Genomic DNA, 26,866 nt, shown 5'->3' with positions numbered 1-26,866 from the left:
GCAAGCGGGGCGTTTTGCATTTTCCCCGCCTACCGCAGTGGCATTTGGTATCCTTGTAGCGCTTTTATCCCTTTTTTATCCCTTAAGGAACGTTCTACACCATCATGGACTTATCGTGGCTGTCCGACCCCGCCGCCTGGCTGGGCCTCTTGACGCTGATCATTCTCGAGATCGTGCTCGGCATCGACAACCTGATTTTCGTGGCCATCCTGGCCGAAAAGCTCCCGCCGGAACAACGCGACCGCGCCCGCATCACCGGCCTGTCGCTGGCGCTGATCATGCGCCTGGCACTGCTGGCCAGCATCTCCTGGCTGGTCACCCTCACCACCCCGCTGTTCTCGATCTGGGGCCAGGGCTTCGCCGGCCGCGATCTGATCATGCTGGGCGGCGGCGTGTTCCTGCTGTTCAAGGCCACCACCGAGCTGCATGAGCGGCTGGAAGGCGTGGACGAGGTGAAGGGCAGCGGCCAGCGCGCCTACGCCGCCTTCGCCACCGTCGTCGCGCAGATCCTGGTGCTGGACGCGGTGTTCTCGATAGACTCGGTGGTGACCGCCATCGGCATGTCCGAGCACCTGCCGGTGATGATGCTGGCCGTGGTCATCGCCATGGTCCTGATGATCGCCGCCAGCAAGCCGCTGACCGCCTTCGTCAACGCCCACCCCACCGTCGTGATGCTGTGCCTGGGTTTTTTGCTGATGATAGGCTTCAGTCTGGTGGCCGACGGCTTCGGCTTCCACATTCCCAAGGGCTATCTGTACGCCGCCATCGGCTTCTCGGTGTTGATCGAATCGTTCAACCAGGTGTCGCAGGCCAACCGCGTCCGCTACCTCAACCGCAACCAGAGCTTCCGCGAGCGCACCGCCAACGCGGTGCTCAGCCTGATGGGCACCCGCCTGTCGGAAGCCAAGCCCGAGGCCAAGCCGGAAGTCGGCCCGCAGCCGGTGGAAGACACCGCCTTCGGCCACAACGAGCGCGCGATGATACACAGCGTGCTGACCCTGGCAGAACGGCCGATCCGCGTGATCGCCACTCCGCGCGCCGACATCCACCGGCTGGACCTGAGCCAGCCGGAAGCCGCCCGCCGCAAGGCGCTGCGCGACAGCCCCTATTCGCGGCTGGTGGTGATTCGCGACGGCAGCATAGACGAGCCGCTGGGCATCGTCGCCCGCAAGGACCTGCTGGCCCAGCTCTTGGACGGCGGCCAGCTCGACATCGACGCCGCGCTGCGCCAACCGCTGGTGCTGCCGGAAACCGTGACCGTGCTGAAGGCGCTGGAGAGCTTCCGCCAGAACGCCGCCGACATGGCCTTCGTGGTCAACGAATTCGGCAGCCTGGAAGGCATCGTCACCCAGAAGGATCTGATGGAGGCGATCGCCGGCGAATTCCCGGAAGAGCATGAAAAACACGAGCTGCCGGCCATCGTGGTCAACACCGACGGCAGCTACGACGTGGAAGGCAGCCTGGAGTTGATGACGCTGGAGCAGTACCTGACGCTGGGCGACTTCGAGGACGAAGACTTCCACACCGTGGCCGGCCTGTTGATGGACTGCCTGGAACGCATCCCGCGCGAGGGCGACGAGGTGACCGTCGGCGACTGGAAGCTGCGCGTCACCGCGCAGAAGGGCAACCGCACCGAGCGGGTGCTGATCAGCCCGCTGGCCGAAGGCTTCGATGCCAGCATCTGATGTTCCCCAGGGCCGGTCCCGGCCCTGGTTCCTCTATGTGCTGCGCTGTGGGAACGGCGCGCTCTACACCGGCGTCAGCACCGATGTGGCGCGCCGCTACGCGCAGCACCAGACAGGCAAGGGCGCGCGCTACACCCGGCTCAATCCCCCCGCCGCCATCGCGCTGGTGATCGAATACCCGGACCGCTCCGCCGCGCTGCAGGCGGAATACGCGTTCAAGAAGCTCTCCGCCGCAGCCAAACGGGATTTTCTCCGCCGCCATGGCGATGCCGTCGGTTTTGGCTGAACCCGCTTGGTGAAGGGCTGTAATCGACGGCCCTCCCACTCGATGCCAACCGGCAATCGCCGCCACTCTCAAATCCGCGCCGGATACGCACTGCGAAACACTGTTCAAGCCTGAACAGCGGCTTCCATCGATTGCATTATTTCCCCTCCGCACACCCCCCATCGACCAAACAGACAGCGATGGCAGACGGTGGCGCCGGCACTTCACGCCATAGGCTACGCGTGAAAGTGCAACTTTCTTGCATCACACACGCAAAAACCATTGGCATATTTATTCCTCATTGTAATATTCATGGGAATAGACTGCCAAACAGTCAGACAATTTTAATAGTTCTCAATATTCCATAAAGTTCATTGTTGTCATCAAAAAGTGCCTGTGGCATTTTTACTCCATAAAAGTTCCCCACAGTCGCCTACCTATCTATGCCTCACCCCGATGCCCACCCAACTCTGCTGATCCAGCGGATGGCCAAGCGCCAAGCCAAAACCGGCATGACCATCCGCGCCAGCGCCAGCCACGACCAGTTCCTCGCCGGAGATGAACTCTGGCAACTGGCCGGTCGATACCGCGCCGGCTTTCTGCAGCGCGGCTTGCAGCGCGGCGACATCGTCGCCATCGCGCAACCGACTTGCGCAGAATCGATGGCCGCGGTGATCGCCGCTTGGTCCGAAGGCATGGCCATCAGCTTTCTCCCCCACGATATTGCCGCCAGCAACAGCCGCATCACACCCGAACAGTTCACCCAAATGCTGGCGCTGCTGGAACCTGCATTGTTACTGACATCGCGTGCAGTGGTTCCGCATATTCCCGGCGGGCTTGCCGAAAAAATCCTGCTGCAAGAGGAACTTAGCGACTGGGCGGCTGGTATCCTGCCCCAATCGGGACCGATCAAGACCTCAGCCGGCGACCTTGCCGTGCTGCAGCTGACTTCCGGCAGCACCGGACAGCCCAAAGCCGTCGAAATCACGCAGCATATGCTATCGGCCAATTGCGATGCCATTGCCAGCCGGGTGGGGGCCAACCGGCAAGACATCATGGTGAGCTGGCTGCCACTCCACCACGATATGGGTTTGTCCGCCATTACCCTGGCATGGTGGGTCGACGCGCAGTTGATCCTGATCCCCACGGCGAGCTATGCCCGCCGCCCCACCATCTGGCTGGAGACGATTTCCAACTTCCGGGCAACGCTTTCCCCTGCGCCGGCCTCGGCCTATACACTGATGACCCGATTCGCGGACGCCTTCACCAATCGGGCCTTGGCGCTGGATAGCTGGCGTTACGCTTGGGCGGGAGCAGAGCCCGTGCACGACAAGCATGTCCAGGATTTCATCCGGGCGTTTTCCCGGTACGGTCTGTCTCCCTCCACCGTACAGCCTGCCTATGGCATGGCCGAAACCGTGGTGGCCACATCGCTGAACCGCCCTGGAAAACCCTATGCCATTTGTTGGGTTGATCGCGCCAAACTGGAGCTGGCGGGCGAGGTCCAGGCGGCCTCTGCTGGCGCACCCGATGCGATTGCGCTGGTTTCAAACGGCAAGGCCGTCGACGGTGTGCAAATAGCCGTGTTCGACGACGCCGGGAACCCATGCCCGACCGGCCGCAGCGGACGGCTATGCATTCGCGGCAGCTCGGTCATCCATCGCTACCACAAACAGCCTGTCTGCCTGGATCAGGATGGCTGGTTTGACACCGGGGACATCGGTTTTCTTCATAACGACGAGGTCTATGTCTGCGGTCGCGTCAAGGACTTGATCACCCGTTCCGGCGTCAACGCCAGCCCCTACCAGATCGAATGGGTGGTAGAAGAACTGCTGGCGCTCCGGCCCGGCTCCGCCGCCGCCTTCTCCTATCTGGACTTTTCGTCTCACCAAGAGCGCGTGGTCGTCCTCGTCGTTCACACGCCCTCCATGGACAAGGAGGCCGCGACTTCCAGCCGCATCGCGGTGGAAGTTTCCAAACGCTGCGGCATCCAGATCGACCTGGTGCAATACGTTACTCACTCCCAGATTCCCAAGACCACCAGTGGAAAAATCAAGCGCCAACAACTGCGCCAGCAATTTGCGCAGGCCCGGCATTCGTCGCCGGCGGCCGCCCTGCAACCCCAGCCGCACTCTAACGCCGAGGATTTATCAAGTGTTTGATCTGATTTGCAACGTGCTGCGCGAAAACGCCGAGCGAGGCATTCTGCCGACGCATCTGGCGACATCCGAACTGGATCCCGACACGCTCCTGCCGGAGCTTGGCATCGACTCCCTCGGGGTCATGACGCTGATTTCCGAGCTATGCGGCCGCCTCGGCATCGAGCCGCTAGACCTCGCAGCTTTCGAGCACTCATCGCTCGAGGAGCTTGCCGGCCTGCTGCAAGCCGCGACTGCACCTCAACTCCAGCCCGTCGAGTAGCGCCGGCACCGAGCGGTCGCCGGCTTCAATCGACTTGTCCCCTTCACAGCAGCAAGAGCGAAAGAATCATGAGCAACGCCAACGCCAACAAGATGCGCCCACCTTGGTTTTTCAACTTGCGAGCGGATGCGGCAGCCATTCTGCTAGCCGGCCCCCTCGTCTCTCTGGCCCTTTATTTGGCGGTCCAACAGCGCGGCCCATCCTTTCTGCTCTGCGCGCTGGCCTTTGCGCTGCTGCTAGATCTGCCGCATGTCTTGCACACCTATATCCGCCTGTTCGCCAATCCGGCCGATTTCCACCGCCATCGCCAGAGCTTCTGGAGAAGCCTGCTGATCCTAGCCCTGCTATGCAGCGCGCTCGGCACGCTGGGCCAGTACGCCATCTTGGTCACGATCTGGGTATATTGGCAGCCCTACCATGTCTGCAAGCAGCACTTCGGCGTAGCCACACTGTATGCGCGCAAGTCCGGCTACAAGCACAGCACTCGCCATGTATTGCTTCTGCTGATCTGCGGTTTCGCGGCTCCGCTGCTCTACCGGCTTTGCCACGGCGGCTTCCGCTTCGGCCAGTACCAGCTATTCGGCCAGTCGCTGCCGTTCTCGGGGCTGCAGGTATACACGCCGCCGCTTCCCGCCTGGAGCGCCGGCATAGGCTACGCCGTTTTCGGCTTGGCGGCGCTTGTCTACATGGCACGCGAATACCAGGCTGCTCGAAGAGCGGCAGGCCTGCCCCGCTTTGTCAACCTGATGCTGGCTATCGTCCTAATCCTGTATAACGCGGCCTATCTGCTGATTTCAGACCTGTACGCGCTGATATTGATCGCCACCAGCGTGCATGCCATTCAATACCATTTGGTTTGCGCCTCTACAGTGCGCAATCTGTATGCCCAGCCGTCGGAACAGGACAATGCTGCCAGTCCTCTACTCCATGCGCTGCAGCGCGGGGTCCGCTATCTGACCCGGCATCCGCTGGCCTGGTGTGGCGCCCTGCTGATGGCAAGCCTGCTGGTGCTCTGCAGCGAACTGCCAACCCTAGGCATTCTGCCGCTGATCGTGGTGCTCCATCATTTCTATCTTGATGGTGTGATCTGGAAGCGCTCATGAATACCGCAAGCCTCCATTCCCGCGCCGCGCCGCCCACTGCCCGCCAGCACTCCCTGATCTCAGACCTGCTGCCCCTGGTACAAGACCTGACGACGCATCGGGCATGGATCTACTGGAGCGACCTGGCGCTCAGCACCGGCCTGTTCTGGGGAGGCCTGTACGCGCTGTCGAGCAATAGCTGGCTGCCGGCCTGGCTGCAACTGGCCGTCGCGGTCGTCGCCACGCTCGCGCTCTATCGGGCAGCGATCTTCATGCACGAGATCGTGCATGTGCCGCGCCGCAAGATGCCCGGTTTCATGCTGGCCTGGAATCTTGCATGCGGCATTCCGCTGATGCTCCCGTCCTTCATGTATCAAAGCCATCTGGACCATCATTCGGCGCGCCATTACGGCACTGGGCAGGATCCTGAGTATTTGCCTTTTGCCCGCAGCCCTCTGGCCAGCTGGCTGATACTGATCGCGGGCGCCCTGCTGACGCCTGTTCTGCTATTTGCGCGTTTCGCCCTCTTGGCACCGGCCTCCCTGCTCTCGCCGGCGTTACGCGCATGGCTGGACCGCCATCTGTCCTCCGTGGTGCTGCACTTCCGGTATGTCCGGCCCGAGGCAGGCCCAAAGCAGGCTCGAGAGCAACGTTGGCAGGAGGCGGGCGCCACTTTATTTATCTGGCTGATGCTCTGGCTGCTGGCCAACGGCCTCTTGTCGGCAAGAGGACTGCTCTTTTACGCGGGCATGGTGCTATCCACCTTGCTGATCAATGCGATTCGCACCCGCTTCGCGCACCACTACCGGCTGGACGGGCAGCCGGTGAGCCATGTCGAGCAGCTTGCCGACTCGGTCAACCACCATGCCGCCGGTCGGTGGCTAACCCTGCTAGAGCCGGTTGGCATGCGCTTCCACGCATTGCATCACCTGTTCCCGTTTCTCCCCTACCACTCCCTGGCAGAGGCCCATCGACGCCTGATGAACGCCCCTGGCGAAGCCGCGCGCTTTTACCGGGAGGTTTGCCTGAGTCCGACGCAGCGACAAGTTGCTGATCTGGCATTTGAAAAAAGGATTGCCCCTTGATCACTGAAAACCATCCCCAGGAAACCAGCCTCTTCGAGCGTTACGTCAATCCCGAACTCGGAGAGCTGACTCGTCGGATCGGCTTGGACAAAGCCTATGTCTGGGGCAAGGACTGCATATTGCGGGACGCGGAAGGCAATGAATACCTGGATTTCCTGGCGGCATACGGCGCCTTGCCATTCGGGCATTCCCCCAAACCCTTGCTGGACAGCCTGGCCAGTTTCCGGGATACCCTGGAGCCTATTTTCGTCCAGCCCTCCGCGCTGCAGGCCAGCGGCGAGTTGGCCCGCCGCCTGCTTGAAATCGCTCCCGGCCGTTTCAAAAGCGTAACCTTCCAGAACAGCGGCGCTGAAACAGTAGAAGCCGCCATCAAGGCCTGCATCGCCGCCACCGGCCGGCGACGCATACTGGCGGCGCGCAATAGCTTCCATGGCAAAACGCTGGCGGCCCTGTCCGCGACCGGCAATGCAAAATACCAGGACGTCTTCTTTGCGCCGCTGCCCGGATTCGATTTTGTCGACTTCGGCGATGCCCAGGCATTGCACGAGGTCCTGGCGTCCAAACCCGGCGAGTATGCCGCCGTGATCCTGGAGCCGATCCAGGGCGAAGGCGGCATCCGCGTGCCGCCCCCGGGCTACTTCCAGGCGGTGCGCGCAGCCTGCGACGAATTCGATGTGCGGCTGATCATAGACGAAGTCCAAACCGGCCTCGGCCGGACCGGCCGGCTATTCGCCATCGAGAAAGAAGGCATTCAGGCCGACTGCCTTCTCATTGCCAAAGCGCTGGGCGGCGGCGTGATGCCGATAGGCGCCTGCCTGCTTGGCGAGCGCGCCTATAGCGAAGACTTCCAGCTCAAGCACTCCTCGACCTTTGGCGGCAACAGCCTGGCCTGCCGGATAGGCCTGCGGGTGCTGGATCTGCTTTTGGATCGGGACTCGCCGCTCCTGGCAAACGTCTTGGAAAACGGCGCTTATTTATTGGACCGCCTGCGCAGCATGGCGCGGAAATACTCCAACGTGATTGCAGAGGTCCGCGGCGAGGGCTATCTGCTGGGAATCGAGTTCAACGTTGGCCGCGAGTCGTTTGAACCTTATTTCGGGAGCTTCCTGGGCATCATCGCCGAGCAGGAAAACCTGGTGCCGCTGATTGCCGGCCATCTCTTGAATGTCGGACGCGTCCGCGTGGCGCCCACGCTGAACGGCGCCAATACGCTGCGCGTGGAACCGCCACTGATCGCCACCCGCGCCGATTGCGATCGTTTCCTGCAAGCGCTGGAACACACCGTGGCAGTGGTCGCCGCCGGCAACACCGGCGCCCTCATCGCCCATTTGGTTGATGGGGAGCCGCTGCAACGCCAAAGCCAAAGCACTTCGGCCTCCCGTCCTCAGCCCAGCAGCGGCATTCCGCGCTTCGGCTTCATTCTGCACCCGCTGGAACTGAACAATTACCGGGAATTCGACGAAAGCCTGCAGAACTTTTCCGACGAGGCACTCCTCCGGATGGAGGAACGCCTCAATCCGCTGCTAGAGCCCTTCCACGTCTCCTCCATCCAGCTGCAGTCTCCAGACGGCAGCCGTGCCGAAGGAGATTTCATCATGGTGCCGCGTTCCGCGGCCCAACTGGCGAAAATGCCGGTGGAGGAGGCCGCGGCGTTGATCGAGGACGCCATGGCGATTGCGCTGCGACGCGGAGCGCAACTGATAGGCCTGGGAGGACACACCTCGATCGTCACCGGCGGCGGCATCCGAGTAGCGGGCAAGGGAGTGCCCATCACCTCCGGCAACACCTATACCATGTTGTCCGCCATCGAAGCGGCCGGCATCGCGCTTGAGACTACCGGGCGGAGCTTCTCGCAAGTCCGCGTCGCCGTGGTGGGCGCCACCGGCAGCATCGGCTCCGCCATCGCCCGCCTGATCGCCGTCAAGGCTCACCGACTGGTATTGGTGGGCAACCCGCGCAGTGCGCGCTTCAACCTTCCGCGCTTTACCGGGGTGATTCAGCAGATCGCGCATTATGCCGCAACCGGCGTGGCCTACGATCCAGGCAGTGTGCTGGACTGCCTGGCCAAGCGGCTGGCCGCGGGCGAATCCGTAGAGCAGGTGGCGCAGGCCGTGCTAGACGACAATAGTCCGGGCGCCACTTTGCGCTACAACAATGAGTTGGAGGAGGAGTTGCGCCAGGCAGACGTGGTGCTGGTGGCGACCAGCAGCACGGAGCGCTTCATCGAACCCGAGTTCATCAAGCCCGGCGCCATCATTTGCGATCTCTCCCGCCCGGCCAACGTCAGCCACGCCATTGCCCGGCAACGGCAGGATGTGCTGGTCATCGACGGCGGCATCGTCGAAGCGCCCGGCCGCGCCTCGCTTGGCTCACGCTTCGGCATACCGGAAGACCTGTGCTACGCCTGCATGGCGGAAACCATGATGATGACCCTGGATAAGGTCTTCAGGGACGCCAGCCTGGGCCTGGATCTGGACAACCGGGATCTGGAGCTGTTCCCTCTCCTGGCGCAGCGCCATGGCTTCCGCATCGCCGGGCTGCGCAGCTTCGACCAAGCGCTGGAACCCGGCCGCTGGCAAAGTTTTCTCGCGCAATTCGAGCATGCCAGGCCGCATCGCAAGATCGGGGAGCCCGCCTAATGCCCATCTTGCAAAAAACCGTGCTGCTGCCAGGCCGCACACCGGAGGAAGTGTTCGAGTTCTGCTTGGACGGCGTCAACTTCCAGCGCATTTTCCCCGAGCCGATTACCCCGATCGGCGACGTCGACCCGTCGCAGCTGCGTATCGAGGCAGGCAAAGAGTTCATGTTTCGCCACTGGATGTTCGGCCTGCTGCCTTCAACCTGGCGGGTACGCATTGCCGATCTGCAGCCCAACGAGTACTTCATCGACGAAATGCTGCGCGGCCCGCTCAAGCGGTTCCGGCATGAGCACCGGGTCGCCTCCTGCGCGGAGGGCACGCTATACACCGATCGCCTGGATTACGCATCCTACGGCGGCGCGCTGGCTGAGCAGCTCTTCGTCAACAAGTACATGGCGCGGATTTTTGCCGCCCGTCACCGCAATATGCAACGTCTATTGGCTCCCTTATGATCAGAATCGTTCCCGTTACTGACCGCCGCAGCCGCGAATGGTTTATTGATGTGCCCTTCCGGCTGTACCGCAACGATCCGCTGTGGGTTCCGCCTTTGCGCAGCGACATGCGCAAGCTGATTTCCCCCAAGCACAACCCCTTCTTTGCCGAGGCGGACATTCAGAATTTCGTCGCGCTGGATGCCGACATGACGCCAGTGGGCCGCATCAGCGCCATCATTCACCATGAATACAACCGCCGCTTCGGCGAGGACCGGGCTTTCTTCGGCTTTTACGAAACCAGCCCCGACCCCGCGGTCAGCGCCGCTCTGTTCCAGACAGTAGAGTCCTGGAGCCAGGCACGGGGCAAACGCACCCTGATCGGCCCGTACAGCTACACCTCTACCCAGGATGCCGCCCTGCTTCTGGAAAACCTGGACAGCCAGCCGCCCTGCCTGCTGCAAACCTATAACCCCGAGTACTACCGCCAACACCTGGAGTCCGCAGGCTTCAACCTGGCCTTCACCTTCAGCACCTATGGCGTGGACAGCGTCAAGACGCCGCGCACGGACAAACTGCAAAACCAGGCCGCCATGCTACGCCAGCGCCATAACATCCAGGTCCGCAATGCCAGCAAGGCGGAGCTCAAGCAGAATCTGGACGAGCTGCGCCGCCTATTCAACGACTGCTTCGCCGACAATCTCGAAGTGGCGCCGATATCCCGGGAATCCTTCCGCTTCCAACTGGACTCGGTGCGTCCGTTTATCGATCTGGCGGGCATCCGGGTCATCGAGGTGGACAATCAGCCGGCAGCCTTCTTCCTCATCCTGCCCGACCTGAACGAACTGCTGACGCGCCTGGGCGGCAAGCTTGGGCTACTTGACCTGATCCGGCTCCCACGCTACCGCAAGCAAATCCGCAAGTGCGTGATCGCGCTGATCGGCGCTCGCCCCATGCTGCATGGCCAGGGAGTGGGCCGCATCATTGCCGACGAAATCATTCGATACGCTTACGGACGCTATGAAGAAGTCCACACCATGTGGATAGACGACCGCAACCCATCCAGCTACGTCTTGGCCGCCAACGGCGGCATGCAACGGACAAAACGCTACGGGGTGTTCCAGAAGTCACTTGGGGCGGGCAGCGCCGCCGCGAAGGAAGCGCAGGCATGACTGAGGCAATCATCCGCCTAAGCGGCGTATACAAGCATTATCTGATCGGCGAGGAAAAAACGTCGATTCTGCACGGCATCGACCTTTCCATCGCACGCGGAGAAATGGCCGTGATCCGCGGCATGTCCGGCTCCGGCAAGACCACGCTGCTCAACATCATCGGCGGTCTGGACACGGTCGACGCTGGGGAGGCCATCGTCGCCGGGCATCCGCTGCACCGGCTGAACTTCAAGGAGATGACGCGCTTCCGCGCCGAGAATCTTGGCTTCATTTTCCAATTCCACAACTTGATTCCCACGCTGTCGGTGATGGAAAACGTGCTCTCGGGACTAGAGGCCATGCGCCCGCTCAAGCATGCCGATGAGCAGCTGGCATTGCACTATCTGACGCAAGTGGGCCTGGCCGGCCATGAAAACAAATTTCCCAACCGGCTCTCCGGCGGCCAACAGCAGCGGGTGGCCATAGCCCGGGCGCTGATCAAGCACCCTGCCGTGATCCTGGCCGACGAACCTACCGGCAGCCTGGACGAGGAAACCGGCCGGACGGTGATGCAGTTATTGCGCCAACTACAGACCGAACAGAAAACCACGGTGGTCATGGTGACACATAACCCGGAACTGAGCCGGTATGCCAACCATGTCTACGAAATGCGCTCCGGCCACCTGCAAACTCACACGCTTCAGGCGCTGGAGCCGGTATGAAATCATTGCTGCTGCGGCATGTCGGCCGCTCCATGCTGCGGATACGCTACCGCCTGCTGGTCATCGCCATGATCTGCGCCACCACCTTCGGCGTGCTGGTGGGCGCCTATTCCGCCATTGATGGCCTGTTCCACACGGTAGACACCATACAGGGCGGGTCTCAAATGGCGGATATCGAACTCTTGTTCGCCACCGACGACCACAAGAACCTGCCAGATTTCACGCAGATTCCAGGCGTCCGCCAGGTTGAAACCCGTTTGCTGCTGACCGGCCAGGCAAAACTGCAGCCACAGGGAAACGTTTCCGCGCTGCTGATCTCGGCCCCTCCCGCGCAATTCTCCAACATCAATAGGCTAAAGCTGCTGCAAGGCCGGCTGCCAATGGAAAACGACCCCCAAGGCATTGTGCTGGAACGCAACTGCGCCAGTTTCTACGGCAAAAGCATAGGGGACGCCATTCCGGTCAAGATCGGCTACGGACAATACCGGTTCACGGTACGCGGCGTTGCGGAAAGTCCCGAATATCTTGTCGCGCCGCTGAATCCAAGCGTCTATGTGCCCACCAATGGCTCGCTGTGCGTCATGTTCGGCGCCGACGCCTTCATGGACCGGCAATTGGGTTTTCCCGCCATCAACAGCGCCCTGCTACGCTTCAGCTCTCCCCACGCCGCGGAAAAAGCCAAGGCCGGCATCATCGAATTGGCGCAGACCCGGCTATCGCTGGACTTCGCCCTGTCCCGGCAGGAACAGTTCAGCCAGAAATTCCTGGAACTGGACTTGAACACGTTCAAGGTGTTCCTGCCCACCGTGGTGCTGGTCTTCGCCATCACCTCGGTCATCGTGGTCTTCTTCCTGATGTATCAATGGATCAAGGAGGAACGCCCGCAAATCGCCATGCTGTTGACGCTAGGCTACAGCCGTGCCCAACTGGCCTTTGCTTATTTGCTGCCGGCCTGGGTGATCATTCTGCTAGCGCTCATCATGGGACTGGCGGTAGCGGAGTTCGACATGTGGGCATTCGGCAGCAACTATGCCCGCGCCATCGGCATGCCAGAACCCACGCTAGTGTTGCAGCCCGTGTATCTGGCGGCGGCTTTCCTCCTGCTGGGCGGTTCCGTGGGCATCGGCATGCTGCTGCCGCTACGCTCCATTGCAAGCATCGCCCCTATCGATGTGCTAAGGGAACAGTCCACCACCCAGACCAGTCACCGCACTGAAGCTCTGGTGCAGGCCGCCCGCCTGGTGCCCGGTCCGTTCTGGCTGAAATACGCCATACGCAATCTGCTGCGCGCCTGGCCGGTGTCATTGGTATCCAGTCTTGCCATCTCAGCCAGCTTGGCTGTCACCGTGTCTTTCTATATTTCGCTGACATCGATGGAGCATACCGCGCTGGGCAGCGTCCAGCAGGATCGCTGGCAAGCGGTGGTCGATTTGGACGCCCCATGGTGGGATGACCAAATCGCCAAGCTGCAGGCCGCGCTTCCCCACAGCCGATGGGTTCCGTTCGTCAAAGGCGGCGCGCAGCTGATCAGCCCTAACGGCGGCGGCCTCCGGGTCGACAACGCTTTCCTGCTGGGAATCACGCCTCGCGACCAAGTGCGCCATGTCAACCTGATCCAGGGACGGATGCTGACGGACTCGGATGCGCAGGGCATCATCATTGAACGCCGCCTGGCGGCGGATCATCATGCCAGGGTCGGTCAACCCATCACGCTCAAAGTCCGCGGGCGCATCTTCCAGGCAACGGTGGTCGGGATCCACTCCAGCGCCGTGCCGGGGGAGATCATCACGCTGCGCCCGTTCGCTCAGCAAATGCTCTCGCTGGACGGCCAGTTCACCGGCGCCTATCTGGTTTCCGGCTTGGATGGCAAAAATGCCGCAGCGCTCGCTCATGTCCCCGGCATTGTCCGCATCACCAGCAAGGATGAGATCGTTGCGGCCATCCTGAATATCAGCAGCCATATCTGGGTCATCATCCACCTGTCCGCGCTGATGAGCATCGTGGTTTCCGCGCTGTTCATCCTGACCAGCATCACCTTCACTATCATCAGCCGACGCGGCGAGTACGGCATGCTGCGCATCATCGGCTACCGGGACAGCCTGATCACCAGAATCGTGCTGGCGGAAGCGGCGATGATAGCTATCGTCGCCGCCCTTCTTGCCATCCCTCTGGCCTACGGCTTGGGCAATACGCTCAATGAGCAGCTGACCCAGGTGTGGTTCAAGGTGAACACCTATCTGAGCTGGATGGACTACCTGCGGGTTCTGCTGCCCGCCTTGCTGGCCATGCCATTCGCCACCATGCCGGCGCTGAGGTCGGTGTTCCGCCTCCCGCCCACGGAAATTCTCAAAGAAAGGAAATTCGGATGAACGCTATTTACCGAGCTTGCTCGCTTCTGGCGCTGCTTGCCCCGCTGCAGGCGCTGGCGGCCGATGCAGGCCCCTTGATGCATGAGTCCGACAAGCGCCTCAAAGCTCCCGACGAAACCATCCAGTACGACATGGAGCTTTACGACGGCGGCAAACTCACCACCAGCCGCAAGCTGGTGCGCCTAGACAAGCAAATGGCCGACAGGAACAGCACCGTGGTGCGCTTCAGCTCCCCTGTCGCCGTCAAGAACGTGGCGTTGCTGATCGAGGACTCGGGCGCGGCGATCAACGATATCTGGTCCTACACCCCATCCACCAAAACCTTGCGGCGCATCGCGGGCTCGCAGAAACAGAACTGGTTCATGGGCACGGAGTTCACTTACGAAGACTTCGAGGACTACAAGCTCAATGCCTACCGCTTCGATCTGAGCGGCAGCCAGTCGCCATGCCTGCAATGGGCGAAATGCGCCGTGGTGGACGCCACGCCGCAAGCCTCAGCCGAGCAGCAAGCCAGCGGCTACGCCAAGAAGCGCTACTACATTGAGGCCAATAGCTACTACCCGGTGCAGATCGAGTACTTCGACCGGCACGGCGCCCTAGTCAAAAGACTGACGACCGAAGGACTGAAGCATTACGGGCAATACTACCGCCCCACCAGCCAAACCATGTGGAATCTGGCCAATGGTCGCAAAACCAAAATGATCGTCTCCGACGTGAGCATCAAAACGGGGCTGGCCGACAACCTTTTCACTCCACGCTACCTGCGCAACGAAAACGAATAAGACCGGAGCCGAAAATGACCACTACCTCCCAATCCCTGCGCGCTGCCGTGCTGGATCTGGTCGCCAGCTTGCTCAATCTGGACCGCCAGCTGCTGAGCCCGGAGCTGACCATTGAAGATCTGGGCCTGGACTCCCTGGACGTGCTGAAAGTGACCCATGCGCTGGAAAAACAGTTTCGCATCAATCTGTCCGCGTATAGCCATCAGGATGTCTCGTCGCTGGGACGCCTGAGCGAGATTCTGCAATACGAGCTCGGCAAGCTGGGCCTGAAAACATGAATCGCGTCGTGATCACCGGCATCGGCTGCGTCAGCCCCTTCGGCTACGGCGTTCCCGCGCTCTGGAGTGGGCTGGCCCAGCCGCGCAGCGCCATCGCCCCCGTGCCGTGGCTGGAAAACGAGCAAGTGGCCTACCGCAACGGCGGCGCCTGGGCCGACTACCAGCCGCAAAACCATTTCGCCAACTCGCGACAAGCCTTGCTCGACCGCGCCAGCCAGTTTGCCTTGCTGGCCTGCCAGGAAGCCATCGAGCACACCGGCCATCCTGCCGCCGGCATTCGGCCCAACCGAGTCGGCGTGTACATCGGTACCGCGGTAGGCGGCAGCGATACGCTCAGCCAGGCATACCAGGAGCTGCTGGTCAGCGACTACCCCGTCATCTCCCCGCTGACAGTACCCAAAGCGATGGCGAATGCCGCTGCCAGTCAAATCAGCCTGCAATACGGCTTGCGCGGCCCCTCGCTGACCATCGCCACCGCATGCGCTTCCTCGACCCAGGCGGTTGGCGAGGCGTTCCGGTTATTACAGAACGGCGGCGCCGACGCGATGATCGCAGGCGGAACGGACGCGTGCCTCAACCCGCTGACCTGGAAGGCCTGGGAGGCCATACGCGCGATGGCGCCCGACACCTGCCGTCCCTTTTCGCAAGGGCGCAGCGGCATGGTGCTGGGAGAAGGCGCCGGCATCCTGGTGCTGGAAACCCTTGAACATGCCTTGCTGCGCGGCGCACGCATCCTGGCGGAAATTGCCGGCTATGGCAGCAATTGCGACGCGGTCGATCTTGTCAAACCCTCGGTGGAAGGCGCGGCGCAAGCCATGCGCGATGCGCTGGCGGACGCGCGGCTCACGCCGGCCGACATCCAATACATCAATGCGCATGGCACCGGGACAGTGCTGAACGACAAGGTCGAAACCGCAGCGGTCAAGGCGGTCTTCGCGGAGCATGCCCGCAAGATTGCGATATCGTCGGTAAAGTCGTCCATCGGCCACCTGATGGGGGCCGCCGGCGCCGTCGAGCTGATCGGCGGCCTGATGGCCTTCGAACAGAACACGCTCCCGCCGACGCTGAACTATCTTGGACCGGCGGAGGATTGCGACCTGGATTACGTGCCGAATCGGCCGCGCCATTGCCAGGTGGACGCCTGGCTGAAAAACTCGTTTGCTTTTGGCGGCCTGAATGTGTCCTTGGCCCTGAAAAGGTACGAGGCGTCGGCATGATCCTGGTAACCGGAGCCAGTGGCTGCCTTGGCTCGCATATCGTACGCGCGCTGCTGGATTGCGGGGAGAAAGTGGCGGCGCTTAAACTGGCCGGCGATCCGGCCTGGCAGCTGCGGGATGTGGAGTCCCGCATTGAGTGGCGGATAGGCGACCTGCGCGACCCCGCCTCGCTGGCGACTGCATTGCAAGGGATGGACAGCATCTATCATGCGGCCGGCCTGTCTACGCCCCGGCCACGCGATCACCAGGCGATGATGGAAGTCAATGCGGAAGGAACCCGCCGGCTGCTCCAGGCCGCGCAGGAGGCCGGCGTACAACGCGTCGTCCACATTTCCTCCATTGCTGCGGTCGGCTACCCCCATGCCCCTGCCGATGGCCGCGCCGACGAAACCATGGCATATAACGGGGCCAGCATTTCCTATCCCTACATGCATAGCAAGCATGCAGCGGAAGCGATTGTCAGGGACTTCGTCACCGGGGGCATGGATATCGTGATCGTCTGCCCCGCCGCCGTGATTGCCTCGGGCTGCGACCCGCAGCACGGCTGGGGCCGAATCATGCTGGACATCGCCTCCGGACGGCTTAAAGCCATCCCCCCTGGCGGCATTTCCTTCATCGGCCACCATGATTTGGCGATGGGCGCCCTGGCCGCCATGGCGCGCGGCCGGAGCGGCGAGCGCTACATCCTGAGCAGCGGCGACGTCCGCTACTGCCAGCTGATCACCGCCATCGCCAATGCCGCCGGCGTGCCTCCTCCCGGCCTGATCCTGCCTCCCGCCCTGCTGCGCGGCGCCGCAAGGGTGCTCGGCCATCTGGAGCCGCTGCTTAATGCGCTACTGCCCGATATGCGCATGACACCGGGCATCCTGGAGCTGCTCTGGCGCGAGAAATACTACGACATCAGAAAAGCGCGCGCCGAGCTTGGGTTCGTCCCCAGGCAGTCTCTGGCCGACGCCGTCACCGAAGCCTGGCGCTGGCTGCATCTACGGTCCCCCAAGGAAACGTCTCGATGATGATGCCCGAATTATTCAGCAACACCCCAGATGCAGAAAAAACCGGCGAACTGCTGGCCTGGCTGCGCGACTACGCCAGCCGGCATGTCAATTCTTTCCTGATAGACCGCCGCTGCACCATCCCGCCGCATATTGTGCTGGACCTTGGCAATAAAGGCGTGTTGGGCATGCAAGTGCCCGAAGAATGGGGCGGGCGGCTGGCGCTTAGCCATGCCGGAAGCTGCCAAGTCCTACGGCAGCTGGCCGGCATTGACCTGGCGCTGACCGCATTCGTTGGAGTCAACAACCACCTGGGCACCCGGCCGCTGCTGCGCTTTGGCTCCGCAGAACAGAAACAGCGCTATCTGCCGCAGCTGGCAAGCGGACGTATTTTGGCCGCCTTTGCCCAAACCGAGCCAGCCGCAGGCGCCAACCCCCTCGCCATGACCTCCGTGGCACGGGCCTGCCCGGACGGCGATTTTATCCTGTCTGGCGAAAAGTGGTGGTCCGGCCTGGCGGCCTGGGCCGGCGTGATCACCGTCATCGCCCGCCATCAAGACAGCCAGGGCGTCAACCGCGGGTACATCGCGCTGGCCATAGACAAGGAGCAGCCAGGCATGCGCCAGGGGGAGGAGGCCCCCACGATGGGCATGAGGGGCATGGTGCAGAACAAGATCCATTTCGATCAGGCCCGCATCCCTCGGGCAGCCGTGCTGGGCAGCCCCTACGCGGGCCTGGCCATCGGCAACGACACGATGGGCGCGGGAAGGCTGGCGATAGCGGCCGCCTGCAGCGGAGCCATCTGGCGCACCTTGCAGCTCATGGTGCAGTACGGCGGCAAGCGCCGGATCGCCAGCGGTTTGCTCTATCAAAACCAACATACGCAATACGTGATTCACAACACCTGGATGGCAGCCATCGCGCTGGACATGCTGGTCGAGCACATCGCCCTCCATCTGGACCAGGAGCAAGCGCTGCCTAGTGAAGTATTCGCCGCCGCCAAGCTGCTGGCCAGCGAACTGCTGTGGACGGCGGTAGACGCCGCTGGACAGCTGCTGGGCGGCCGGGGGTATTGCGACAACAACCCCTTGAGCCAGCTGGCGCGGGATGCCCGCGTTACCAGAATCTTTGAGGGCCCCTCCGAAACGCTGTCGGTTTTCCTCGGCCAATCGCTGTGGCAGGGCGGCCATCCCATGCTGTCGCACCTGGGTCGGCTTGCCGGCGGCAATGCATTATGTGGCCGGCTGGCGGAGCTGCAGACGATCCTGAAACAGCGCTATCCGGACGATGTCAGGCTCGAAGAGGTAAGCGCGCGCCATCTGCTGCTATTAGGCCAGGCCTTGGCATGGGCCACTCTGGGCGGCATCGTCCACGACGGCGATGCCGCGCTGCGCGGCTGGTGGCAGGAGCGCTGGGATGAACTGCATCGGCAAATATTCCAAGACAAGCCCGTCCTGCTACCGGAAGCCGCGGCGCTTGAGCATATGATCGCCAGCCGCATCGGCCGCGTAGAGCAAGGCGCCGCCGGTGAGGAAGTCCTCCCCAACCTCCTCCACTGCTGATGTATTTCTTCCGATGACGAAAACCATTGTTACTGCGGCAGCTGTTGGCCTATGGCTGGCTGTCGCGCCGCCAGCGAATGCCGATGACGGCAACAATTTCAATCTATTGCTGGAAACCCGGCAGGGCGAGAACGCCCATGGCACGAGCGCTTTGCAAGCATACCGGCTGCAACTGGACGGCATCGTGGAGTGGAATCCGCAATGGAAACTGAAAAGCTCACTGGTCGCCTCCAACGAGAACCAGCTGGATGTCGGCACCTATCACGAGCAGCCGGTGCATGAGCTGCTGCTGAACTACAGCGGCCAGGCCTGCACCGTCAACGCAGGCATGCAGCAAGTCGTCTGGGGACAGGCGGACAGGCTGCGAGTGCTGGATGTGATCAACCCGATGAACCTGCGCGAAAGCTATTTCGGCAGCTGGGAGCACAAACGTCTGCCGCTAGCGATGGTGAACACAGAGTGCGGCATCGGCGACAATGCCTTACAGCTATTGCTGATACCGCAAACTCGGTTCAACGAAGATCCGAGTCCTGCGGGACGCTTCTGGACGCCCGGCATCGCCGGCCTGTTGGCCAACAAAGGAATACCCGTGCAATCAACCAGCCTGCCATCTGAAGGCAGGCCGGCCGACTGGAATACCGGCATCCAATGGTCGGGCAGGCTGCGAAACATAGACTACACCCTGAACGCCTACCATGGCTGGCAACCCGAAAAACAGCTGGCCCCCATCCCCGGCCCCATTCCGCAATTTCAGAGCCAGGCTGCCCGCTATACCCTGTGGGGCGGCTCGCTTACCGCTCCCGTCGGCCCGCTGGTCGCGCGGGCTGAGGCGACCCGCGCCAGCCACGTAACCGTCTACGGCACCAATGCCCTGGGACTGCCAGCACCCGCGGACGCCACGCAGAACACCGGTCTGCTGGCGCTTGACTATCAAGCGGAGCCTTGGTTCTTCAATGTTCAATACTTCGCCCAAGATACTTCCGCCGATCTCTCCCCAGGCATCTCGGGCAGGCAAAGAATGCTGACTTTTGGCATCCGCCGCAGCTTTCTCCAGGACCGGGGCAAAGTCTCCCTCTATTCCGCCTACGATATCGAGCATCCTGCAAGCTACCTCTCGCTGGAAACCAGTTACGACCTTAATCAAAACCTGCAGGCCAGCTTGACGCTGGAAAATTTTGACGGCAGCGAACTGAGCTTTGGCCGTTTCCGCAGAGAAAAACGCGCCTTTGTCGGCCTCAAATACAGCCTGAAATAAACGCTGCCGATCTGTCCGCAGACGCCGCGGCGGCGCAGTCGGCCGGCGATGCCGGGCCAAGGCGCGGCCTTATTGGAATCGCCGTCGTTTTGTCCGGCGCTTGGCTCAAAAGGAAACAACGTCCCTCCCCAGGATGCACGCCTCCGTTTCGTCGCTCCAACCGCGCCTGACGACATACGAAGACGCTACAAACGGGTGATCGCGAGGAAAATCATGAAACACCGTATTTTTTCACCATTAAGAACATGGCTAGTGGCTATCGCCTTTCCATTTGCCGCGTTGGCCTGTACCGGGCAAGCTCGGGCACAGGAGAGTCCCGGCATAACGCCAGCCGTTCAGATCGGCTCGGTCCAGCTCAGACTGAGCGGTTCTGGCAAACGCGCCATTTTTCTTTTCGATGTCTACAATGCCGCCCTGTACCTGCCGCCAGCAGCCCAGAGTCCTGGCCAGATACTGGCTGGAGAAACCCCGCGAGCGATCGAAATCCTCACCTTGCGCGACATTAGCGCCTACCAGCTGACAGAGGCTTTGATCCAGGCCCTGCCGCTCAATAATTCAGCGGAAAGCCTGGCCAGGCAGCAAGCCGAAATCGGACAGCTGCAGTCCATCATCACTCAGGTTGCCCCCATCAAGCGTGGCAGCCGCATCCGCATATTCTTCGATGGCCGCGATACCATCATCTCCCGCGATGGCATCGCCATCGGCAATCCCATACCCGGCAAGGAATTCAATTCCATGCTGTTTTCCATCTGGCTAGGCAAAAAGCCAGTCAGCATGCAGCTGAAAAACCAGCTGCTCGGGCTATCTCGGACACCATAGGGCAGCAGCCGAAAACCGCTGGTTCCGCAACGGGACTGGTCGGCCACGCCAATTCGGCCAGGTCGTCGCCAGCAGGCCGAACTGGACCTTTCGCGCCTAAAACGCCAAGCATGGAGTGGTGCTGTTCTGGCCGCCTCCGCACGATGGGCGGTATAGTAAACGCCATCGTCATCAAAGCCTGTCCATTATTGGGGGGAAATCATGCCTAGCAGCACTTACCGCATCGCCGTACTTCTGGCCAGCATCCTGCTCTCCGGCGCCGCCTGCGCCGCCGACGCCGTCCGAGTCGGCTCCAAGATAGACACCGAAGGCGCGCTGCTGGGCAATCTCATCCAGCAGGTGCTGGAGGCGCACGGCCTGAAGACCATAGGCCGCCTGTCGCTGGGCAACACCAAGGTGGTGCGCACCGCGATTGCCGCCGGCGAGATAGACATCTATCCCGAGTACACCGGCAACGGCGCGTTTTTCTTCGCCGACGAAAAGAACCCGGCCTGGAAATCGGCCGCCGCCGGCTACCAGCGGGTGAAGCAGCTGGACTACGACCGGAACCGCATCGTCTGGCTCGCTCCGGCCCCCGCCAACAACACCTGGACCATCGCGGTGCGCCGCGACGTGGCCGCCGCCAACCGGCTCGAATCGCTGGCCGACCTCCCCGCCTGGCTGGGCAAGGGGGGCCGACTCAAGCTGGCGGCCTCCGCCGAATTCATCGAACGGCCGGACGCGCTGCCTGCCTTCCAGCAGGCCTACGGCTTCAAGCTGCGCCAGGAGCAACTGCTGACGCTGGCCGGCGGCGACACCTCGGCCACCATCAAGGCGGCGGCCGAGCAGATCTCCGGCGTCAACGCCGCCATGGCCTACGGCACCGACGGCCCGGTGGCGGCGCTAGGGCTGATCGCGCTGAAAGACCCCAAGGGCGTGCAGCCGGTGTACGCGCCCGCGCCCATCATCCGCGCCGACGCGCTGGCCCGCCAGCCGCAGATCGCCGCCTGGCTAAAACCAGTGTTCCAGTCGCTGGACGAAGCCACGCTGCAGAAGCTCAACGCCAGCATCGCCATCGAAGGCCGCGACGCGCGCCAGGTGGCGGCCAACTACCTGAAGCGCAAGGGCTTCATCAAGTGAGGACGCGCGGCTGATGCGGCTCCACAGCCGGGTGCGGCTGCTGCTGGCGCTATTGCTGCTGGCGGGTTGCTGCCTGCCGCTGCTCAGCTACGCCCCCAACCGCCTGCTGAGCGGCCAGGGCCGGTATCTGCCCAGCCTGCCCGGCGCGCTCGCCGTCCTGCTGCTGTTGCCCGCCCTGCCGATGGCGCTGGCCCCCTGGCTGCGCCCCTCCCCCCGCGCGCAACTGCTGCTGGCCTTGTGCGCCGGCCTGCTGGGCAACAGCCTGCTGTGGATCGCGGGTCAGGAAGCGCTGCGGCTCTCCGGCGGCGAGGACTCGCTGGCCCGCACCACGTTCGGCGCCGGCTTCTGGCTGCTGCAATTGTGCGCCGGCCTGCAACTGGCCGAGGCGCTGCGCGGCCTGCTGCGGTCCCTGCCGCAACGCGCGCTGGCCGTCTGCGCGGCCTGCCTGCCGGCTCCGGCCATGCTGGCGAGCGGCGCGCTGGACCAGCTGGCGCTGCTGCGCGAATACCGCAACTACCAGGACAGCTTCGACCTGGCGCTGTTGCGCCACCTGCAGCTGGTGGTTTTTTCGGTGCTGCCGGCCGCGCTGCTGGGCGGCGCGCTGGGCCTGGCCGCCTTCCGCCGCCCGCGTTTCGAAGCCTGGCTGTTTCCGGCCTTGAACGTGCTGCAGACCGTGCCCTCCATCGCTCTGTTCGCGCTGTTGATCGCGCCGCTGGCGCTGCTTGGCCGGCTGTGGCCGCAATCCGGCATCGCAGGCGTCGGCCTGGCCCCGGCGCTGGCGGCGCTGACGCTGTACGCGTTGCTGCCGATGGCGCACGGCACGCTGGCGGCCTTGCGCCAAGTGCCGGCGGCCGCCCGCGACAGCGCGCGCGGCATCGGCATGTCGCCATGGCAGATATTCGCCAGCGTGGAGTGCCCGCTGGCGCTGCCGGTATTTCTCGCCGGCCTGCGCGTCACCGCCGTACAGGCGGTGGGACTGGCGGCGGTGGCGGCGCTGATCGGCGCCGGCGGCTTCGGCGCCATCCTGTTCCAGGGCCTGTCCGCCAGCGCGCCGGACCAGGTTCTGCTGGGCGTGCTGCCCATCGTGCTGCTCGCCATTGGCTGCGACACCGCGTTCAAGATCGTCATTTTTTGGATGGGTCAAGCTGGCCATGATTGAAATCTCAGGCGTAAGCAAGCGCTTCAACGGCTGGAGCGCGGTGTCGGACCTCGACCTGGAGGTCGCCGAAGGCGAACTGGCGGTGCTGGTGGGCACCTCGGGCTCCGGCAAATCCACCACGCTGAAAATGCTCAACCGGCTGATCGAGCCGGACTGCGGCGTGATCCGCATCGCCGGCCGCGATATCCGCAGCCAGCCGCCGGAAATCCTGCGCCGCCATATCGGCTACGCTATCCAGTCGGTGGGCCTGTTTCCGCACTGGACGGTGGAGCAGAACATCGCCGCGGTGCCGCAGCTGCTCAAATGGCCGCAGGCGCGCATCCGCGCGCGGGTGGAAGAGCTGCTGGAGGTGCTGCAGCTGCCGGCGCGGCAGTTCCGCCAGCGCTATCCGCACCAGTTGTCCGGCGGCCAGCAACAGCGCGTAGGCGTGGCGCGGGCGCTGGCGGCCGACCCCGACGTGCTGCTGATGGACGAGCCCTTCGGCGCGCTGGACCCGGTGACGCGCGCCACTCTGCAACAGGAGCTGGCGCGCATCCAGCAGCTGTTCGGCAAGACCGTCATCCTGGTCACCCACGACATCGACGAGGCGCTGCTTTTGGGCCAACGCATCGTGGTGATGGACCAGGGCCGCATCGTGCAGCAAGGCGGCGCGCGCGACATCCTGCTGACGCCGGCCAACGGCTTTGTCCGCGAGTTCTTCAATCCGGCGGAAGTGGGCGTGCGCCTGCTGGGGCTGGTGCGGGTGGAGGAGAGGATGCGGCGCGGCGAACACGCCGACGGCGCCGCCATCCGCGCCGACAGCACCCTGCGCGAGGCCTTGTCCGTCTTCATCACCCGCAAGGTCCCGGCTCTGCCGGTGGAGGATGGACAGGGCGCGAGACTAGGCGCGCTGCGTTTCGACGATTTGCTCGGAGCGCGCGCATGAGCCTGGCCGGCCGGCTGCGCCAGCGCCGCGGATTGCTCCTGGCCAGCCTGGCCCTGGCTGGCTTGCTGCTGGGGCTGCCGCATAGCGCGCCGCTGTTCCACCTCGGCTTTCCCGAACTGGACCGCCCGCTCTACCTGCAGGACAGCTTCGCCGCGCTGGCGCTGGCCCACCTGGAGATTGTCGCCCTGTCCAGCGCGCTGGCGCTGCTGCTGGGCGGAGGGGCCGGGCTTTGCGCCAGCCGCCCATCCGGACGCGAGTTTCTGCCGCTGTTGGAGTCGGTCCTGTCCATCGCCCAGTCGTTCCCGCCGGTGGCGGTGCTGGCGGTGACAGTGCCGCTGCTGGGCTTTGGCGAACTGCCGGCGCTGGCGGCGCTGACGCTGTACAGCCTGCTGCCCATCACCCACGCCACCCTGGCCGGGCTGGCGTCGGTGCCGCGGGAGATGCGCGACGTCGCCGCCGGCATGGGCATGAGCCGGCGGCAGATCCTGCTGCGGGTGGAGCTGCCGCTGGCCGCCCCGGTGATCCTGGCCGGCGTGCGCGGCGCGGTGGTGATCAATATCGGCACCGCCGCGCTGGCGTCCACCGTCGGCGCCAAGACCCTGGGGCTGCCCATCATCGTCGGCCTGTCCGGCTTCAACACCGCCTATGTGATCCAGGGCGCGCTGCCGGTGGCGCTGCTGGCCGTCGTCGCCGACCAGCTGTTCCAATGGCTGGGCGACCGTCTCGCCCCGCAGCATCAGCCGGCGGCGAACAGCGCCTCCGCCTCGGCGAATCCGTAACAGCGCGTCGCCATGGTCGGCCAGGCGCCCTGGACGGCTTCGCACGCCATATCGCGCACCAGCCCCATGCTGGCCAGCATCGGCCCCACGCCCAGGCTGACCCGGCTCGCCCCGGCGGCAAACCAGGCCTCGGCCCCAGCCACACCGGGCAGCGCCATCAGATTGAGCGGCCCGCTCAATGCCGCCGCCAGGCGCGCAGCCAGCGCCGCATCCGTCAGCCCCGGCACAAACACCATGTCCGCGCCGGCAGCCAGATAGGCATTGCCGCGCGCCACGGTCTGAGCCAGGCGGTCCTCCTCATCCCGGCCCAAGCCCAGCAACCAGGTATCGACGCGAGCATTGATCCACAAGGGCAAACCCGCCTGATCCGCCGCCTGCCGTGCGGCGGCGAGGCGCGCCGCTTGAGCCGCGATGTCGAACAAGGGCTGCGTCAGCAAGCCGTGGCCGTTGTCCTCCAGATTCACTCCCACCGCGCCGGCGGCAAGCGCCCCCCGAACGGTGAGCGCAACCTCCTCCGGATTCAGGCCATAGCCGGCCTCGATGTCGGCGCTGAGCGGCAGCTTAACGCACTGCGCGATGGCGGCGATCTCGCGCAGCATCGCCTCGCGGCCGATATGCTGGGCATCGCGATAACCGCGGGCATAAGCGATGCCGCCGCTGGTGGTGCCGATGGCGGGCAGTCCGGCGGCGGCGAACAGCCGGGCGCTGGCGCAATCCCAGGCGTTGGCCAGCAGCAGGCGGCCCTGGCGGTTCAGTTGGCGGAAATGGTGAAACTGCTGGATGGCTGAGGCCATGATGCGCTCCGTTGCGGTGGGAATGGACAAGGCCAACATCTTGCCGCCGCGCGCCGCCGGCCACCGGCGGTTTCCGGACCCGGCCATCGGCGCTGTCAGTGTCCGAAAAGCGCTGGCTGGCGGCAACGTTTCGCCGGATGATGCCAACATGCAACTCGATCCCGACATCTGCTACCGCGCGCTGGCCAGCCGCGATGCCCGCTTCGACGGCCGTTTCTTCATCGGCGTGCGCACCACCGGCATCTACTGCCGGCCCATCTGCCCGGCGCGTACCGCCAGACGCGAAAACGTGGACTTCTACCTCACCGCGGCGGCGGCGCAGGAAGCCGGCTTGCGGCCATGCCTGCGCTGCCGGCCGGAAGCCGCGCCCGATTCCGGCGCCTGGCGCGGCGTGTCCAACAGCGGCCACAGCCATACCGTAGCGCGCGCGCTGGCCTGGATCGAACAGGGCATTCTCGACGAGTCCGGCATGGCCGCCCTCTGCGACAAGCTGGGAGTGGGAGACCGGCAGCTGCGCCGGCTGTTTGCCGAACACGTCGGCGCTTCGCCGCTGGCGGTGGCGCAGACGCGGCGGGTGCTGCTGGCCAAGCAATTGATCCATGAAACGCGGATGCCGCTGACCGACATCGCCTTCGCTGCCGGCTTCGGCAGCGTGCGCCGCTTCAACGAGGTGTTCCAGGCGCTGTACCGGCGTCCTCCCGGCGCGCTGCGCCGCGACACCGGCGCCGCTCCCGCGCCTGCTGGAGAAATCACCCTGCTGCTGCGATACCGGCCGCCCTACCACTGGCCAGCGATGCTGCTGCACCTGGCCGCCCATGCCATCCCCGGCGTGGAAACCGTGCAGGAAGACTGCTACGCGCGAACGATTGAGCTGAGTGGCGCCAGCGGCACGCTGGCGGTCCGCCCCGGCTCGGGCCACGCGCTGCGCGTCACCATTCGCTTTCCGCGGCTGGCGGCGCTGCCGGCCATTTTGGCGCGGGTGCGGGCAATGTTCGACCTGGCGGCCGATCCCGCCACGATAGAACAGCATCTGTCGCATGATCCGCAATTGGCGAGGCTGATCGCCGCGCGCCCGGGCCTGCGGCTGCCCGGCTGCTGGAACGCGTCGGAACAGCTTGCGCCCGCCATGCCGGGCCCCCCCGCAGGCTTGGCCGCGCCGCCAGGGGCGCGCCTAGCGCAAACCGACCCGGACTTGTTCCGGACAGGCCACGCCCTTGCCGAGACGCAAACGCGACTAGCCATTGCCCCGCTCTCATCCCCTCCCGCTGCCGGCAGTCGGCAGTCGGCAGATGCTGGAGGATTTGGGGCTGGCCGCCGCAGAGCTTGAGTGGCTGG

At 63.8% G+C, this 26,866-nt stretch carries 24 protein-coding genes; 23 read left to right on the top strand and 1 reads right to left on the bottom strand.

Annotation, left to right across the window (positions count from 1 at the left end):
- Window positions 1-104 precede the first annotated feature (104 nt).
- The 22 genes from BI344_RS05480 (at window position 105) to BI344_RS05375 (ending at window position 24,737) form a co-directional block, all read left to right on the top strand.
- Window positions 105-1,685 (top strand): TerC family protein, encoded by a 1,581-nt coding sequence (locus BI344_RS05480; protein WP_071111897.1) that lies wholly within the window; start codon window positions 105-107, stop codon window positions 1,683-1,685.
- Complete coding sequence (locus tag BI344_RS05475; protein WP_071111896.1) at window positions 1,672-1,971, top strand: GIY-YIG nuclease family protein; 300 nt, start codon at window positions 1,672-1,674, stop codon at window positions 1,969-1,971. The genes BI344_RS05480 and BI344_RS05475 overlap by 14 nt, the downstream gene beginning before the upstream one ends.
- Before the next feature lie 422 nt (window positions 1,972-2,393).
- On the top strand, window positions 2,394-4,112 hold the full coding sequence (locus tag BI344_RS05470) for an AMP-binding protein (RefSeq protein WP_083370083.1): 1,719 nt from the start codon (window positions 2,394-2,396) through the stop codon (window positions 4,110-4,112).
- On the top strand, window positions 4,105-4,371 hold the full coding sequence (locus tag BI344_RS24315) for an acyl carrier protein (RefSeq protein ID WP_071111894.1): 267 nt from the start codon (window positions 4,105-4,107) through the stop codon (window positions 4,369-4,371). The genes BI344_RS05470 and BI344_RS24315 overlap by 8 nt, the downstream gene beginning before the upstream one ends.
- A gap of 176 nt (window positions 4,372-4,547) precedes the next feature.
- Window positions 4,548-5,474 (top strand): hypothetical protein, encoded by a 927-nt coding sequence (locus BI344_RS05460; RefSeq protein ID WP_206600328.1) that lies wholly within the window; start codon window positions 4,548-4,550, stop codon window positions 5,472-5,474.
- Window positions 5,471-6,538 carry a fatty acid desaturase family protein gene (locus BI344_RS05455; protein WP_071111893.1) on the top strand — a complete coding sequence of 356 codons (1,068 nt, stop codon included), beginning with the start codon at window positions 5,471-5,473 and terminating at the stop codon, window positions 6,536-6,538. The genes BI344_RS05460 and BI344_RS05455 overlap by 4 nt, the downstream gene beginning before the upstream one ends.
- Window positions 6,535-9,177 carry an aminotransferase class III-fold pyridoxal phosphate-dependent enzyme gene (locus BI344_RS05450; RefSeq protein WP_083370080.1) on the top strand — a complete coding sequence of 881 codons (2,643 nt, stop codon included), beginning with the start codon at window positions 6,535-6,537 and terminating at the stop codon, window positions 9,175-9,177. Before BI344_RS05455 ends, BI344_RS05450 begins: the two co-directional genes overlap by 4 nt.
- The gene (locus BI344_RS05445) at window positions 9,177-9,629 is read left to right on the top strand and encodes an SRPBCC family protein (protein ID WP_071111892.1); all 453 of its coding nucleotides are present in this window, start codon (window positions 9,177-9,179) and stop codon (window positions 9,627-9,629) included. The genes BI344_RS05450 and BI344_RS05445 overlap by 1 nt, the downstream gene beginning before the upstream one ends.
- Window positions 9,626-10,780, top strand: coding sequence for a hypothetical protein (locus tag BI344_RS05440; protein WP_071111891.1), 1,155 nt, complete (start codon window positions 9,626-9,628; stop codon window positions 10,778-10,780). Before BI344_RS05445 ends, BI344_RS05440 begins: the two co-directional genes overlap by 4 nt.
- Window positions 10,777-11,481: an ABC transporter ATP-binding protein gene (locus BI344_RS05435; RefSeq protein ID WP_071111890.1), complete on the top strand. Its 705-nt coding sequence runs from the start codon at window positions 10,777-10,779 to the stop codon at window positions 11,479-11,481. The genes BI344_RS05440 and BI344_RS05435 overlap by 4 nt, the downstream gene beginning before the upstream one ends.
- Complete coding sequence (locus tag BI344_RS05430) at window positions 11,478-13,850, top strand: ABC transporter permease (RefSeq protein ID WP_071111889.1); 2,373 nt, start codon at window positions 11,478-11,480, stop codon at window positions 13,848-13,850. Before BI344_RS05435 ends, BI344_RS05430 begins: the two co-directional genes overlap by 4 nt.
- Window positions 13,847-14,632 carry an outer membrane lipoprotein-sorting protein gene (locus BI344_RS05425; protein ID WP_071111888.1) on the top strand — a complete coding sequence of 262 codons (786 nt, stop codon included), beginning with the start codon at window positions 13,847-13,849 and terminating at the stop codon, window positions 14,630-14,632. The genes BI344_RS05430 and BI344_RS05425 overlap by 4 nt, the downstream gene beginning before the upstream one ends.
- A 14-nt stretch (window positions 14,633-14,646) precedes the next feature.
- Entirely contained in the window at window positions 14,647-14,910 is a 264-nt protein-coding gene (locus tag BI344_RS05420) for a phosphopantetheine-binding protein (protein ID WP_071111887.1), read from the top strand.
- Window positions 14,907-16,127, top strand: a complete 1,221-nt coding sequence (locus BI344_RS05415; RefSeq protein WP_071111886.1) for a beta-ketoacyl-[acyl-carrier-protein] synthase family protein — start codon at window positions 14,907-14,909, stop codon at window positions 16,125-16,127. The genes BI344_RS05420 and BI344_RS05415 overlap by 4 nt, the downstream gene beginning before the upstream one ends.
- Window positions 16,124-17,140, top strand: a complete 1,017-nt coding sequence (locus tag BI344_RS05410) for an SDR family NAD(P)-dependent oxidoreductase (RefSeq protein ID WP_071111885.1) — start codon at window positions 16,124-16,126, stop codon at window positions 17,138-17,140. The genes BI344_RS05415 and BI344_RS05410 overlap by 4 nt, the downstream gene beginning before the upstream one ends.
- Window positions 17,137-18,681, top strand: coding sequence for an acyl-CoA dehydrogenase family protein (locus tag BI344_RS05405; RefSeq protein ID WP_071111884.1), 1,545 nt, complete (start codon window positions 17,137-17,139; stop codon window positions 18,679-18,681). The genes BI344_RS05410 and BI344_RS05405 overlap by 4 nt, the downstream gene beginning before the upstream one ends.
- Window positions 18,682-18,694: 13 nt before the next feature.
- Window positions 18,695-19,936: a DUF1302 family protein gene (locus tag BI344_RS05400; protein WP_071111883.1), complete on the top strand. Its 1,242-nt coding sequence runs from the start codon at window positions 18,695-18,697 to the stop codon at window positions 19,934-19,936.
- A 213-nt stretch (window positions 19,937-20,149) separates the two neighbouring features.
- Complete coding sequence (locus BI344_RS22715) at window positions 20,150-20,755, top strand: chalcone isomerase family protein (protein WP_158020757.1); 606 nt, start codon at window positions 20,150-20,152, stop codon at window positions 20,753-20,755.
- Window positions 20,756-20,956: 201 nt separating this feature from the next.
- Window positions 20,957-21,874, top strand: coding sequence for a glycine betaine ABC transporter substrate-binding protein OsmF (gene osmF, locus BI344_RS05390; protein ID WP_071111881.1), 918 nt, complete (start codon window positions 20,957-20,959; stop codon window positions 21,872-21,874).
- A 13-nt stretch (window positions 21,875-21,887) separates the two neighbouring features.
- The gene (locus BI344_RS05385) at window positions 21,888-23,033 is read left to right on the top strand and encodes an ABC transporter permease (RefSeq protein ID WP_071111880.1); all 1,146 of its coding nucleotides are present in this window, start codon (window positions 21,888-21,890) and stop codon (window positions 23,031-23,033) included.
- Window positions 23,026-23,958, top strand: coding sequence for an ABC transporter ATP-binding protein (locus tag BI344_RS05380; RefSeq protein ID WP_071111879.1), 933 nt, complete (start codon window positions 23,026-23,028; stop codon window positions 23,956-23,958). The genes BI344_RS05385 and BI344_RS05380 overlap by 8 nt, the downstream gene beginning before the upstream one ends.
- On the top strand, window positions 23,955-24,737 hold the full coding sequence (locus tag BI344_RS05375; RefSeq protein WP_095210778.1) for an ABC transporter permease: 783 nt from the start codon (window positions 23,955-23,957) through the stop codon (window positions 24,735-24,737). Before BI344_RS05380 ends, BI344_RS05375 begins: the two co-directional genes overlap by 4 nt.
- On the opposite strand, the gene BI344_RS05370 is transcribed toward BI344_RS05375, so the two are convergent.
- The gene (locus tag BI344_RS05370; RefSeq protein ID WP_083370096.1) at window positions 24,695-25,531 is read right to left on the bottom strand and encodes an isocitrate lyase/PEP mutase family protein; all 837 of its coding nucleotides are present in this window, start codon (window positions 25,529-25,531) and stop codon (window positions 24,695-24,697) included. The genes BI344_RS05375 and BI344_RS05370 overlap by 43 nt on opposite strands.
- Between BI344_RS05370 and BI344_RS05365 the strand changes: the two genes are divergently transcribed.
- Window positions 25,530-26,858 carry a bifunctional transcriptional activator/DNA repair enzyme AdaA gene (locus tag BI344_RS05365; protein WP_206600327.1) on the top strand — a complete coding sequence of 443 codons (1,329 nt, stop codon included), beginning with the start codon at window positions 25,530-25,532 and terminating at the stop codon, window positions 26,856-26,858. The two genes, BI344_RS05370 and BI344_RS05365, sit on opposite strands and share 2 nt — an antisense overlap.
- Window positions 26,859-26,866 lie beyond the last annotated feature (8 nt).

Source organism: Chromobacterium sphagni (assembly GCF_001855555.1).
Lineage (GTDB): Bacteria > Pseudomonadota > Gammaproteobacteria > Burkholderiales > Chromobacteriaceae > Chromobacterium > Chromobacterium sphagni.
This window is presented reverse-complemented; position numbering and strand designations above follow the sequence as displayed.

Excerpts from the sequence above, each read along its gene's own strand:
- BI344_RS05480 (WP_071111897.1), top strand. The coding sequence starts at position 105 with ATGGACTTATCGTGGCTGTCCGACCCCGCCGCCTGGCTGGGCCTCTTG.
- BI344_RS05475 (WP_071111896.1), top strand. The coding sequence starts at position 1,672 with ATGCCAGCATCTGATGTTCCCCAGGGCCGGTCCCGGCCCTGGTTCCTC.
- BI344_RS05470 (WP_083370083.1), top strand. The coding sequence starts at position 2,394 with ATGCCTCACCCCGATGCCCACCCAACTCTGCTGATCCAGCGGATGGCC.
- BI344_RS05455 (WP_071111893.1), top strand. The coding sequence starts at position 5,471 with ATGAATACCGCAAGCCTCCATTCCCGCGCCGCGCCGCCCACTGCCCGC.
- BI344_RS05445 (WP_071111892.1), top strand. The coding sequence starts at position 9,177 with ATGCCCATCTTGCAAAAAACCGTGCTGCTGCCAGGCCGCACACCGGAG.
- BI344_RS05440 (WP_071111891.1), top strand. The coding sequence starts at position 9,626 with ATGATCAGAATCGTTCCCGTTACTGACCGCCGCAGCCGCGAATGGTTT.
- BI344_RS05435 (WP_071111890.1), top strand. The coding sequence starts at position 10,777 with ATGACTGAGGCAATCATCCGCCTAAGCGGCGTATACAAGCATTATCTG.
- BI344_RS05430 (WP_071111889.1), top strand. The coding sequence starts at position 11,478 with ATGAAATCATTGCTGCTGCGGCATGTCGGCCGCTCCATGCTGCGGATA.
- BI344_RS05425 (WP_071111888.1), top strand. The coding sequence starts at position 13,847 with ATGAACGCTATTTACCGAGCTTGCTCGCTTCTGGCGCTGCTTGCCCCG.
- BI344_RS05420 (WP_071111887.1), top strand. The coding sequence starts at position 14,647 with ATGACCACTACCTCCCAATCCCTGCGCGCTGCCGTGCTGGATCTGGTC.
- BI344_RS05415 (WP_071111886.1), top strand. The coding sequence starts at position 14,907 with ATGAATCGCGTCGTGATCACCGGCATCGGCTGCGTCAGCCCCTTCGGC.
- BI344_RS05410 (WP_071111885.1), top strand. The coding sequence starts at position 16,124 with ATGATCCTGGTAACCGGAGCCAGTGGCTGCCTTGGCTCGCATATCGTA.
- BI344_RS05405 (WP_071111884.1), top strand. The coding sequence starts at position 17,137 with ATGATGATGCCCGAATTATTCAGCAACACCCCAGATGCAGAAAAAACC.
- BI344_RS05400 (WP_071111883.1), top strand. The coding sequence starts at position 18,695 with ATGACGAAAACCATTGTTACTGCGGCAGCTGTTGGCCTATGGCTGGCT.
- BI344_RS22715 (WP_158020757.1), top strand. The coding sequence starts at position 20,150 with ATGAAACACCGTATTTTTTCACCATTAAGAACATGGCTAGTGGCTATC.
- osmF (WP_071111881.1), top strand. The coding sequence starts at position 20,957 with ATGCCTAGCAGCACTTACCGCATCGCCGTACTTCTGGCCAGCATCCTG.
- BI344_RS05385 (WP_071111880.1), top strand. The coding sequence starts at position 21,888 with ATGCGGCTCCACAGCCGGGTGCGGCTGCTGCTGGCGCTATTGCTGCTG.
- BI344_RS05380 (WP_071111879.1), top strand. The coding sequence starts at position 23,026 with ATGATTGAAATCTCAGGCGTAAGCAAGCGCTTCAACGGCTGGAGCGCG.
- BI344_RS05375 (WP_095210778.1), top strand. The coding sequence starts at position 23,955 with ATGAGCCTGGCCGGCCGGCTGCGCCAGCGCCGCGGATTGCTCCTGGCC.
- BI344_RS05365 (WP_206600327.1), top strand. The coding sequence starts at position 25,530 with ATGATGCGCTCCGTTGCGGTGGGAATGGACAAGGCCAACATCTTGCCG.
- BI344_RS05370 (WP_083370096.1), bottom strand. The coding sequence starts at position 25,531 with ATGGCCTCAGCCATCCAGCAGTTTCACCATTTCCGCCAACTGAACCGC.